11 protein-coding genes are annotated in these 13,016 nt (G+C 35.6%); 2 read left to right on the top strand and 9 right to left on the bottom strand.

Annotated elements, in window-relative coordinates; translation table 11 throughout:
- Positions 1-4: 4 nt before the first annotated feature.
- Genes PX700_RS07035 through galU form a run of 9 tightly spaced genes read right to left on the bottom strand, consistent with a single transcriptional unit; the run spans position 5 to position 10,054 of the window.
- Entirely contained in the window at positions 5-1,117 is a 1,113-nt protein-coding gene (locus PX700_RS07035) for a sugar-transfer associated ATP-grasp domain-containing protein (RefSeq protein ID WP_479520310.1), read from the bottom strand.
- A gap of 10 nt (positions 1,118-1,127) precedes the next feature.
- Positions 1,128-2,459: a phenylacetate--CoA ligase family protein gene (locus PX700_RS07030; RefSeq protein WP_479520309.1), complete on the bottom strand. Its 1,332-nt coding sequence runs from the start codon at positions 2,457-2,459 to the stop codon at positions 1,128-1,130.
- Positions 2,459-2,890 (bottom strand): serine O-acetyltransferase, encoded by a 432-nt coding sequence (locus PX700_RS07025; RefSeq protein ID WP_479520308.1) that lies wholly within the window; start codon positions 2,888-2,890, stop codon positions 2,459-2,461. The genes PX700_RS07030 and PX700_RS07025 overlap by 1 nt, the downstream gene beginning before the upstream one ends.
- Positions 2,887-4,092, bottom strand: coding sequence for a VpsF family polysaccharide biosynthesis protein (locus tag PX700_RS07020; RefSeq protein ID WP_479520307.1), 1,206 nt, complete (start codon positions 4,090-4,092; stop codon positions 2,887-2,889). The genes PX700_RS07025 and PX700_RS07020 overlap by 4 nt, the downstream gene beginning before the upstream one ends.
- Positions 4,089-5,501, bottom strand: coding sequence for a lipopolysaccharide biosynthesis protein (locus PX700_RS07015; protein ID WP_479520306.1), 1,413 nt, complete (start codon positions 5,499-5,501; stop codon positions 4,089-4,091). The genes PX700_RS07020 and PX700_RS07015 overlap by 4 nt, the downstream gene beginning before the upstream one ends.
- Complete coding sequence (locus tag PX700_RS07010; protein WP_479520305.1) at positions 5,494-6,648, bottom strand: VpsD family glycosyltransferase; 1,155 nt, start codon at positions 6,646-6,648, stop codon at positions 5,494-5,496. The genes PX700_RS07015 and PX700_RS07010 overlap by 8 nt, the downstream gene beginning before the upstream one ends.
- 52 nt (positions 6,649-6,700) lie before the next feature.
- Positions 6,701-7,951, bottom strand: coding sequence for a UDP-N-acetyl-D-mannosamine dehydrogenase (gene wecC, locus PX700_RS07005; RefSeq protein ID WP_064662867.1), 1,251 nt, complete (start codon positions 7,949-7,951; stop codon positions 6,701-6,703).
- A 33-nt stretch (positions 7,952-7,984) separates the two neighbouring features.
- Entirely contained in the window at positions 7,985-9,118 is a 1,134-nt protein-coding gene (wecB, locus tag PX700_RS07000) for a non-hydrolyzing UDP-N-acetylglucosamine 2-epimerase (protein ID WP_138606955.1), read from the bottom strand.
- Positions 9,119-9,157: 39 nt separating this feature from the next.
- Entirely contained in the window at positions 9,158-10,054 is an 897-nt protein-coding gene (galU, locus tag PX700_RS06995; protein WP_054200717.1) for a UTP--glucose-1-phosphate uridylyltransferase GalU, read from the bottom strand.
- A gap of 258 nt (positions 10,055-10,312) precedes the next feature.
- On the opposite strand from galU, the gene PX700_RS06990 reads away from it, so the two are divergent.
- Both PX700_RS06990 and PX700_RS06985 read left to right on the top strand, forming a co-directional pair.
- Positions 10,313-11,008, top strand: coding sequence for a transglutaminase-like cysteine peptidase (locus PX700_RS06990; RefSeq protein ID WP_479520304.1), 696 nt, complete (start codon positions 10,313-10,315; stop codon positions 11,006-11,008).
- Positions 10,992-12,998, top strand: coding sequence for a bifunctional diguanylate cyclase/phosphodiesterase (locus PX700_RS06985; protein WP_479520303.1), 2,007 nt, complete (start codon positions 10,992-10,994; stop codon positions 12,996-12,998). The genes PX700_RS06990 and PX700_RS06985 overlap by 17 nt, the downstream gene beginning before the upstream one ends.
- The last annotated feature ends 18 nt before the right edge of the window (positions 12,999-13,016 follow it).

The raw sequence follows: 13,016 nt of genomic DNA, 5'->3' as shown, positions 1-13,016 counted from the left end.
TCCCTTATATTTTAAGTGTTTTATTTTCAGAAAATTTATTTTCTAATCCCCCAAGGGCAGATTGTAAGCCGTCAATACCAAATAAGGTGTTAATCTCGATAACCAAAATACCATCATTTGTAAGAGCAATATCCCAACCAACTAGATTCATAATTATATTTTTGTTAGCAAGTTCAATAAGCTTCTTTTTATTTTCAAGCCAGTTTGGAATTTTTAACTGTTCAAATTTATAACCAGAATCAGGGTGCTCGTAAAACTTTTCTAAACCATATTCGTGAGTTGCATATTTTTTTAACGAGCAGCCGTCGACAATGTTAATACCTATCACTAACCCGCCAGCAGAAGTATTATCAATCTCACGGCCTTTTGAACCCATTCGAAGAGTCACCGCAACAATTTCAATTAAACCAGCTGTATCCCTTTTTGTTATTACTCTGAGAGTATTGACACTATGTGGATATACAGCTGTGATTTCATCATGTTGAATTATGGCCTCCTCAATCACATAATCGCCTTGAAGTTTACTAAGATAGTTATAATTAAATTCATCATCTTTAATATAAAAAATGTTACCTTGCTTTTTAGCAACTAAAATTCCATTTCCACCTCGCCCATTAGCAGGCTTAATAAATAATTTATTACAAACACTCTTTTTCAAAAGTTCTTCAAAAGTTTGAAAAGTCAAAATCTTCCCTAGTGAATTAAAAAGGTAACTAGAACTTTTTTTAACAATTACATTAGATCTAGGAAAATCCATACCTTTAAATAAAATATCCATAACTATTTTGTCTTCAACGATATTAAGCAAATTTTTCGAATCATCGTATTGTGGAAATATTATTCGGTAAAAATAATAACTCGGAATAAATTGTCTCATTTCCTCCATACTAAGTGTGCAATCTTTAGAGTAAAAGTCATGATTAAAGTATTGAAGAGGATAGCACCCCCAATAATTTTTTAACTGTTTAATCTCAGCTTTAATTAATGCTTTATTTTTCTTATTTTTTGATAATTTATACCGCTGCATATTATCTTTATATCTATAATTAAAGTTCATTAAATATAAACATCTGACTTTTTCTATGAGCTTATGCTTAAACACTGTAAAGTAACCCACTTTAATACCTTTATAGATCACAAATAGCTTGTTTCATTTTGCCATTTTTAGTTCTTATTAAATCATCAACTATTGTAATAATGACTTCCATTTTATTGCCTAACCGCTCTTTTGTATTATCTATTAGTTTAGACTTTTGTTCAGTTGTAAAGTCACTATTACAAGTAACTAACACTTCAATTTTCATATGTTCCTTTTGTATAAACTGAGTACCTAACAACCCACTTACACCTTTAGGAATATGATTTAATATATGTACTTTTTGTCCATCCTCAGCAATTAGGTAATCTCCTGTTCTACCCTCTATAGAATCAACAATTGGAAAAGCACGACCACACGGGCAGTTCGGCTCATCAGACAATACAACATGGTCGCCCGTTTTATAACGTATTAATGGATAAAGGGAATTATTAAAATTGGTACCTACAATTTCAGCACGTTGCTGGCCTGACTCAGTTTTCCCTGCAGGCAATAATTCTACATGAGCGTAGTCTGTTAATATGTGATATCGCCCATGCTCACAACTGGCAATGGCAGCTACACGCTCAAATAATCCATACCAATCAAAAACAGTGCATTTAAAACGTGTTTCAATTAGGTGCTTGTCTTCTTTTGATAAAGACTCTGATGAGGTAACAATCGACTTTAAATCTCCTGGATAATATTGATTATTCACTTCTAAGTATTTAGCTAACGTGGCTATAGAAGAGGGGTAGGCTTGAATAACTTGTACACCAAAACTAACCATTGTATCTATGTATGATTGCAAGTTAGCAGGCGCCATATGAAAGGACGAAAGCATAATCATATTTTCGAAATAGGAGTAACGCCAAAATGGCGCCTTTTTTTGTTCGAGTGGTACAATCATATCACCCCTGATCCATGCTCGCTTATCACCCTCTTTAAATCCAGCCCAAGCTAAACCTCTATTAATAAAAGCTTGCTCAGTTATGACCGATTGCATATCTTGTGGAATAACTAAAGGCGCGCCTGTTGTGCCACTTGTTGCACCTTTAATAACCGCGCCTGACTTTTTGGACGATAAAAACTTATCCTTATTTCTATTCACTTCCAACTTATCAATAAAAGGAAACGTTTTTAAATTAAGCTCATAACTTTTATAATATTCAACGGTATTTCGTGCTTGCTTAATAGTTTTATTCAGCGTTTTATCATGGTATTTACCTAAAAGCTCAGAGTCATACTCATGGGCAATTAGTGTTTGAGTATATTGTTCACATTTATTGTTTTCTCTAAGCTTTTTTCTTGCTAATGCACGCGCGCTCAATAAAATATTTTGAATTAAAGTTGGGCTTTTTTTATATACTTTACTTGTAAACATTAATAATAATCCTTTGGATTAATACCTGACTTAATTACTTTTCCTGGAATACCTGCTACTACGCTGTTATCAGGAATATCAGAAACTACAACACTATTTGCACCGATAACGCAATTATTGCCAATCTTAACGTCACCTAAAATCTTCGCACCAGTTGCAATAAAGCAATTATCTCCAATATTCGGAACATTTAATGATTTAGATTTACCGCCAATCGTAACATTTGATCCAATAATACAATTAGCACCTATCTTTGCTCTTTTATGAATAACTACACCGATACCTCCATAAGCAAAAATTGTATTTTTACCAATAGCAGTTTCAGAAAAAACAGCCGAATTATGAATCAAGCGGATTAAAAAATTTATAATTTTTGGAAGTAAAGGTACTTTGTACCTATGTAAGCAATTGCCGATATTATAAAGCTTCACCTTCTACCCCTTTTATAGCTGCTAAGGTACATTGTACTAATTAAAAAAAATAAGGCTGGAGTTTTAGTCGTTAAAGCGTTGTTAGTCAGAGATACTAAAATGAAAACAACCAAAGCGACTAGTGCTGCATTTCTGTTTTTACCCAATGCAATTTTAAGTGGTAATTTATAGCAACTTAAAAATAATAAAATTGTACATATGATACCAAAACTAATAATCCAGCCTATTATGTAATTCTCTATAACGTCTATTTGAATATAAAAAGCGATATTGTCTAATAAAGTTTGTGAGGCCCCAAAAAGCCATTCATTTGGGCTTAATTGTTCAAGAATTAAAAAAACATCAAATCGCGCTTGAGCACTGCCATCTATATGCAGCTTACTTAGTATGCGGGCACCGATGGGAGACAACACTATAACCGACACAGTAAAAATAGACGCAAAAAAAGCGAGCGCTTGTATTACCGCAAAGCGCATTTTTGAAACACGAACTCCTGCTGCTATAAATGCAGGTATCTTAGGTGCTATTAAAATAAATACACCTAGCATGAATATGCCCGTTGCAGCTCGCCCACCAAAAGCGAACAGTGCCAACGTAACTACAGTAAAGTAGATTAAATAAGGGATTCTTGTGTAGCTCATTAATATCGGTGCTAGTGCTGCCGTAATTAATGCATTATTAAGCGGATGAGTTAACAGAGCCGTTGATCTAAAGTGACTAAAACTTGAGAACTGAGCTGACATTAATGTATTACCAAGCATAAATTCTAAAATCGCAATTAAAGAGTTTATGAATAATAAGTATGCGAGTAACGTTAATAGTCTGTTTTTATGTGTAGTACTCAACTGACTCAATAAATAAATAGCCAAGAGCGGGGCTACCATAGTATCAACCAAGTAAGCCATCCCCGACGTACCAAATCTAATTAAGCCGTAAAATATAACAAGTACAATACATAAAAAACTTATTAGCCATGATGCTCTAAGCTCTTTTAGGCTGGTTAAAGGCACATTAATACCTCTTCTAAGCGTAAAAATAGCAACGGTTAGCATTAATATGTACGTTGAAATATGTATTTTAACTAACGGATTTCCGCCTTCTGATACGTATTTTATACCTAAGTTTTCTAGTAAATAGCCGCCAAAAATAAAGGCCGTCAAAAAAGTGAACACCAATACTTTATATATATTTTCACTTTTCATTTATTTATTACCCATGCTTTACATTTTTTATAATTTAGTAAGGCAAGCACACATGAGAAAATGCTCACACCAATAACGATATCAATAATAATATTGACGATGGGTATATTAATTATCACAAAGTGATGAACTCGTAATTCTGGCAGGAATATGGCCATACACACAGTTGAAAATATAATTTTATATACCTGCAACGGTACAGCGTATTTATACCCTTTTTTAATAGACAAACATAATGCAACACTAAATGAGGTAAGGCTTGTGATCAAAAAAGCACTGGCTGCACCTACTAAACCATAAAGTGGTATTAAAGTAAGTAGTAAAGAAAGGTTAACTACTAAAGAAAAAACACTGATTTTTGGCAGGTATTTAGTATTTAAAGAAAACTGTAACCCATGATCTATATAATGGGCTTTTAAATTTACAACAAACACCCCCGCACATAGAATATAAATAATAGTAGAACCTTGAGATAAATATTCCTCACTAAGTAATAAGTGCATTATCGGCTCTGCTAAAATACAAAACCCAACTAAAGCGGGCATTGAAATTAAACATAACAAAGTTAAATATTCACCATGCGCTTTGTACAAAGCGGCTTTATCGTTAATTTTTTTTGTTAATTCAGGATAACTTGGTAAGGCTACAACCATAAAAATAAGTGCACCTATTCCTAATAAAATATTTGATATAGCAGCATAAATACCTGTTTGTGCTAAATCTAATTTATCTGCAATGAAGTAGCGGTCCAATCTACTTGATATTGCTGCAACTAAGCCACTGGCCATAAGAGGTAAGCCATAAGAGAAAATAGCCTGAGCATCTGCAGTTTTAAGTTTATTAATACTGATTTTAAGCGGTTTAAAAACAACTAAACCTGCAGCTATGTAGCTCAAAGCAAGGGCTGATAACGCAGAAAGGATATTAGGAGAGTACGCTAGCAAGCTGCCTGTAATTACTATAGCCATAATAGATTGAGTAAGTACGGCAATTCTATATTGGTTTAAACGCTCCATTATACGGGCTAATTCAAGATAGAACTGATAGAGAGCTTTAGTTAAAAAAACTAAAAAGGTAGCTAAAAACGTAGATAATGTTAATAAACCTGTTAAATATAACCCCACGCTAACTAATGCTAAAGCTGGCAATGTGCAGCAAAAAATAATTGAGCTGGCAATCGCTGCAAAATTATTATGTTCGTCTGTTTTTTTACTAGGAAGTAAACGCAGCATGCTAGAGTTAATCCACTGCGCAGCTACCGCCCTTACAACTTCAACAGTTAATAGCATTAATGCCAACATTCCGTATTCTGTTGTAGTTAATAACTTGGTATGAATACTAATTAATGCAAAAACACTAATTGCAGCAAATATTTGTACTGGGGCATATTTAAGTAACGAGCTAATCATTATTTTTTTCACTACACTTTTGATATAAATCAATATATTGCGCGAAAACAGATGCAATATTAAATTTTACTTCAAGTTCACTTTTAGACTCATTAACATTATGATTAGCAATTAAATTTTTGATACGGTTAGGGGTTATCGTATCAGATAGGTATAAAACACCCATTTTATCAAAAAAAGTTTTCTCATCTTCAAGTATTCCAACCTCAGTTGTTATTAGAGGCAATCCAACTGCTAACATTTCTAGAGGTACTAAGCCGAAGGTCTCTTCACTAGAAGTAAATACACCTAAGTCAGCATTAAGATATTGTTGAACAATTTGGGTTTTATTTAACTTACCTAAAAAAGAAACATTTTTTTCTAGGCCTAAAGAAGTTATCTGTTTTTTTAACTGCTCTGTATATTCTTTATCTGCGGCAGGGCCAATTATAGTTAATGAAGAATCAAAACCACCATTTACTAACTTAGCCAGTAAAGCAATGGAGTCTTCAATTTTTTTCCTTGGTGTTAATAACGCACAAGTAACTAGTTTTATTTCTTTTCGTTGATGTTTGACGTAATTAGCTTCAAAGTATTCTTGATCTATTGGGTTATGAACTACTAAAGATTTAAACCCATCTGCAGCAATTGCACTTTGTAGCTGTTTGCCAACAACAACAACATTATCATTTCGTTTCTTTATTAACCGTGGTATTGCTTTTTCATATAAAAAGTTATTAACCAACCCCACATTACGCCGAGCTATTTTTTTATAGCTATGAACAGTAACTAATGTTTTACCTTTAAAACCACTCCCTATTAAAAAACTCCAAAGATGAGTATGCACTAAATCAGGGTTCAAAGTTTTTAATAACTTACGAACATGCCAATTTTGCCAAATAATGCCAGGGATTTTAAATTTTGATTGCTTGCTTGATGCAGGCAGCCAAATAAAATCAACATTATCCGATAAATGAATAACATTCCCTGTGAAAGGCGTTTTACTTTGTGGATCTAGCCCAATAATGGTAAACCTAAAATTAGCGTCATCATGGTTAACCATATATTCCGCAAGCATTTGGCAAACACTGTCTATTCCACCACAATTTACACTACCCCAGTCATAGGTAGAAAGGGGCATAATTAAAGCGATATGTTTTTTAGGCATTATTGATGTTCTTATTAATATACATTCAAAACTCTTTGTTAATGTAAAAACTTTAAAGAATACCGCGAGTATCAATAACAACTTTTGATGCAAACTCTGTTTTATCTGCAGCTTTAAATTGTTTATGATCAACTAATACTACAACGACATTTGCTTGCTCCAGTGCGCTTTCAAGTGATACTAAGCTAACATTTTTATCTGCAAGGTTGGCTGGTAGCTCTGAAATGTTTGGCTCTACCGCAAGTATTTCACCAATATTTTTTGCTGCTAATTCTTCAACAATATTTAATGCCGGGCTCTCACGAAGATCGTCAATATCGGCTTTAAATGAAAGGCCTAAACATGCAATTACTGGACGTTTAAATTCATCAGCGGCTTTTGCTACTTTTTCAATTACGTAAAATGGTTTTGCGTCGTTAGTTAAGCGCGCTTGTTTAATTATTTTTGCTTCGTCTGGGCAGCTTGCAACAATAAACCAAGGGTCAACCGCAATACAATGGCCACCAACACCTGGGCCTGGGTTTAAAATATTTACACGCGGATGACGGTTAGCAAGCTTAATAAGCTCCCATACATTAATTTTTAATTTGTCACAAATGACCGACAATTCATTGGCAAAGGCAATGTTTACATCGCGAAATGAGTTTTCGGTTAACTTAGCCATTTCAGCGGTACGGGCATTGGTAATAATACACTCGCCGCGCACGAAAGTTTCGTATAACTTAACCGCTTTTTCGCTACATGCTTTGCTCATACCACCTATAACGCGGTCGTTTGATACAAGCTCTTGTAATACATAACCTGGTAATACACGTTCTGGGCAATGCGCAATGTTAATGTCGGCGGCATCACCTTTATCTTGTGGAAACGTTAAGTCAGGGCGCGCTTCACTTAACCAAGCGGCTAGTTGCTCTGTTGCACCTACAGGTGAGGTGCTCTCTAAAATAACTAAGTTACCTTTTTCAAGCACTGGGGCAATCATTTTTGCAGCCGATTCAATATAGCTTAAGTCTGCACTGTGGTTACCACTTTCGCTGTGAATAAATGGTGTAGGTACAGCTACCATAAACGCGTCGGCTTTTTCTGGCGTTGTAGTCGCTCTTAAGTTACCAGTAGATACTACGCCACGAACTATTATGTCAAGATCAGGCTCTACTATGTGTATTTCACCGGCATTAATGGTATTAACTGCTTTTTCGCTTACGTCTAAACCAATTACTTTCATACCGCGCGATGCAATAACCGCCGCAGTTGGTAAACCTATGTAGCCTAAACCAACAACTGAAACTGTTTTAATTGTCATTACTAAATCCTTGAAAAAGTTTTAAACTTTATTTTAATCTTTAAAGTGTTGCTTAATTTTAGCCACAATGCGTTCACACGCTTTACCATCACCATAAGGGTTATGTGCACGGCTCATTGACTGATATTCTTGAGCGTTAGTGAGTAAGTTATTAACTTCATTCACTATGCGAGCTTTATCTGTACCTACTAGTTTAACTGTACCTGCTTCTACCGCTTCTGGGCGTTCTGTGGTGTCACGCATAACAAGTACAGGTTTACCTAGGCTTGGCGCTTCTTCTTGAACACCACCTGAGTCGGTTACGATTATGTGAGCTTGATTCATTAAGTACACAAATGGTAGGTAGTCTTGCGGCTCGATTAAATGCACATTATCAACATTTTTTAATATGCGATTTACTGGTTCGCGTACATTAGGATTTAAATGCATTGGGTATAAAATTTGTGTATCTGGGTGGGCAGTTGCAATTTCTACCAATGCCTCACAAATTCGCTCAAAACCGCCACCAAAGCTCTCACGGCGGTGCCCTGTAACTAAAATAAGCTTTTTAGTTTCATCGAGTTCTGGAAATTTAGCTTTTAGAGTTGAAATTAAAGCACTGTCGGTTTTTACTTTATCAACCACTTGTAATAATGCGTCAATAACGGTGTTACCAGTAATTACGATATCGTCAGCACTTACCGCTTCATTGAGTAAGTTTTGCTGCGATGTTTGCGTTGGTGCAAAATGCAGCTTTGTAATAGCACCAGTAAGCTTGCGGTTACCCTCTTCTGGCCATGGTGAACTTAAGTTGCCTGTGCGTAAACCTGCTTCTACGTGCCCCACTGGAATTTGCTGATAAAACGCCGCTAAACTTGCAGATAAAGTAGTGCTGGTATCGCCATGAACAAGCACTAAATCTGGTTTAAACTCTTCAAGAATAGGTTTTAGACCTAACAAAATATTTGTTGTTACATCGTATAAGCTTTGACCCGGTTTCATAATGTTCAAATCGTACTCTGGTACAATTTCAAAAAGGTCTAAAACTTGGTCAAGCATTTCACGATGCTGAGCAGTAACACATACTTTTGCATCAATACCGTCTGCTTCATTTAGCGCTTTAACTAGCGGCGCCATTTTTATTGCTTCAGGTCGCGTACCAAAAATACTTAATACTTTAATAGCCATGATTTCCCTTAATTTTTTACTAACCGATTTTGCATAACTTTATGCATTTGCCATTAATTGCTTAACGCGCTTGGTAAATTCTTCACCCATTAGGCTTGATTGCATTGCATACTCTACGTTTGCGAGCATATAGCCTAGTTTTGAGCCGCAGTCATGAGACTTACCTTTTAAATGATACGCTTCAATTGTTTCAAGATGACGTAACTGTAGTAATGCATCTGTTAATTGTATTTCGCCGCCAGCACCGGGAGGGGTATATTCGAGCAAGTCCCAAATAGCAGGCGAAACAACATAACGCCCTGTTATTGCTAAATTGCTTGGCGCTTCGTCATTATTTGGTTTTTCAACCATGTTGGTAATGGCTGCATTTTCACCAGGCTGGATTTTTTTACCTGCTAAATCAACCACACCATAGTTGTGCACTTCGTCCTGTGGGACAGGCTCAACCATAATTTGATTATGTTGAGTTCGTTCAAATTGGGCGATCATTTGCGCAAGATTATCAACCTTTAGGTTTGACTTATATTGATCGATAATTACATCGGGCAATAAAATAGCAAAAGGGTTATTGCCAATGATTGGACGAGTTTCAAGTATTGCGTGGCCTAAGCCTAACGGCGCCGATTGACGAACCGATATAATGCTTACATCTCTTGGGATTATTGAACGAACTTCTTCTAGCAAACTGCGTTTTACACGGGCCTCTAGAGTGGCTTCTAGTTCAAAGCTAGTATCAAAATGATTTTCTATCGCGTTTTTAGAGGCATGGGTAACCAATACAATTTCTTTAATACCAGCTTTTACAGCTTCGTTTACAACATATTGAATGAGAGGTTTGTCGACTAGTGGAAGCATTTCCTTTGGTGTTGCTTTGGTAGCTGGTAACATACGGGTACCCAAGCCTGCAACAGGCAAGACTGCTTTTAATACTTTCACTTCAATTCCTTTTATAGTTACTTTTGGTTATAACGTAGCTGTTTATAAATGTCGCTGCGAATAGCGAGTTTTAAGCACTACTAACCATATGGGCGGCTATTATACACAACACATATAATCGCTCAATATAAAAAGCAGCCTTTTTGATTGTTTTAGGTTAATTTTTTGTTAACTGGTTATTTTTGCCTTTTTTGTAATCTATCAATTTACTTTCAATGGGAATATAATAGTGCTGTTAACTTTTAAGGGATGGGATTTGTGCGCGTAGGAATTTGCATAATTATATTAGTGTCTTTTTTTGCTTGTGCACAAGACATGCTTTTACATTTGCGTAATAGCGATATAATTACCCGTGCCAAACAGTTTTACGGCGATGCAGGCCACCAACGAATAAAAACGTGGCTGAGTTTTATAGATGACTCTGCCGACAAAAGCGAATGGCAAAAAATTCATTTAGTTAATGATTTTTTTAATAAGCATATAAAGTACAAAACCGATGACGAACTTTGGCAAAAAAAAGATTACTGGGCCACTCCACTAGAAAGCTTAGGTGTGGGCATGGGTGACTGTGAAGATTATGTTATTGCTAAATATTTTACTTTAATCGCTTTAGGTATCCCCGAAGATAAAATACGCTTTATGTATGTACGCCAGCGTACGGTTAATCAACCTCACATGGTGCTTATATACTTTGAACAACCTAACCAAATACCGCTGGTGCTTGATAATTTTAATACAAAATTAGTGCCTGCTAGTAATCGGGGCGATTTAAAACCTATATACAGTTTTAATGGCCAAGGTTTGTGGTTAGCCAAATCAAAAGGGTTAGGTAACAAAGTAAAAAATAGCCGTGGTGTGTCGGCCTGGAACACGATGCTAGAAAGAATTGAACAAGGTGAGCTTGCGCCTGCCAAAAGTAATAAAGGAACACCGAGTTATGTCTCGAATTTTTAAAAATGGATTAAGTTTAAAAACCCAAGTGTATGGCCTTATTATTTTAATATCAGTTATTTCGCTTTTTGTTCGCGTGGTCTCCGATGTTGATACCACTCGCCAATATTTGCAAACCCAGATGGGTAGCCATGCGCAAGATACTGCAACAAGTTTAGGGCTTTCTATTTCGCCTTACCTAGACGAAGACAGCCTAATGATTGCTCAAACTATGGCAACCGCAATTTTTGACTCGGGTTATTACAATCAAATTAAATTTACCGATGTACATAATAATATGGTGTTTGAGTTAAAAAACCCGAAAAGTGTGGAGTCGGTCCCTAATTGGTTTATTAATTTATGTGAGCTAACCGCTCCGACTATGCACTCAGAAATAAACAATGGTTGGATGATGGCGGGAACACTTGAAGTTACTAGCCATACTGGGCAGTCCTACCTTACTTTGTGGCAACATACTCAACGTAGTTTATATAGCTCATTTTTATTGTTAGCAGCTTCACTGGCAATTGCGTTTTTAATTTTACGTGCTGTATTTAGGCCTTTAAAAGCAGTAGAAAACCAAGCTACTTTAGTCACCCGTAAACGCTTTACATTAAATAAAGAAATACCAGTAGCTCGTGAACTACGCACCGTAACCCAAGCCATAAATAATATGGTTATCAATTTGCAAAGTACATTTGATTCTTTAACAAAACAAACCCAAGCGCTTACCGAAGAGGTCTATATAGACTCACTAACTGGCTTTGGCAATCGAAAATCTTTTGAGAATCACTTTAATTCTGTTGTTGGAACTATTAGCGAAGACACACCAATTACGGCGATAATGCTTACACTGCCCTCGTTGGCTAATATAAACCAAGCCGTAAGCTACCAAGATGGTGACGAACACGTACTTGATGCGGCCGCGATACTTAAAACTCTCGTTACTGACTTATCAAACACAAAAGTTTTTAGGTTAAACGGAAGTACTTTTATTGTACTCGCTCCTTTTGACACATTATTTGTAAATAAAGCCTGTATAAAGTTAACCGATGCGTTTGCCCAAAAAGAAAATAACTTACACATTAATGGATTTGCTAATTTAGCACTTTTTCAAGTTGATAATGGCTCTTCTATGGGGGGCGTTTTATCTTCACTAGATACTGGATGCACGATTGGTGAAGGCACTAACGTTAATAAAATCGATAAAGATACTTTATTAAGCGTAAACCAATGGCGTGCACTTATTAAATCCATTATTAATTCTGGCGAAGTTAGTTTTTCAGTTCAACCTGTTAAGCAAGCAAACTCTAATGACAAACAGTGTTACTTTGAGGTGTTTGCTCACTTTACGCATGAAGGTGAGAAAGTAAATAATGGTCATTTATTCGCCATGGCTGAAAAGTTGAATCTAACCGAAGAACTTGATAAAAAAATCATACGCAGTTTTGTTGATATTAAAGAGCAATACCCTGACGATATATTTGCGCTAAACATAAGTAAGGCTTCGTTGTATTCAAGTGGTTTTATTCAATGGCTAACTATTTATGCACACTCAAAACCAGTTATTAAAACAAATCTGATTTTTGAATTACATGAGATTAGCTTACTTTATAATGTGCATGTCGCTTCATTACATATAGATGCAATAAAAGATATTGGTATTAATGTATGTATTGAACACTTTGGCACTAGTTTAACTTCGTTTAGGTATTTACAGGGCCTTGATGTTGAATATGTGAAAATTGACGGCAGTTATATACAAGATTTAATTACAAATACTCAGAGCCAGTTTTTTATTCAAACCGTTAATAATATTTGTCATGGTTTTGGGATTAAGGTTTTAACATGTTTAATTGAAAAACCTGAGACTTTAAAAGTACTTGAAAGCTTGGGGTGTGATGGTGTACAAGGTAATTTAATTATGCCACCTTCAAAAATCATTAAATCTAATGATAATGGCGTAAATAAAGAGTTTACTTTTTGCACCGATGCGCTAAAATTTTGTAATTAGTACTCAATCAAGGGATGA

The organism is Pseudoalteromonas sp. TP27 (assembly GCF_056470645.1).
The sequence above is the reverse complement of the archived record's forward strand: the minus strand, read 5'-3'. Positions and strand labels throughout refer to the sequence as shown.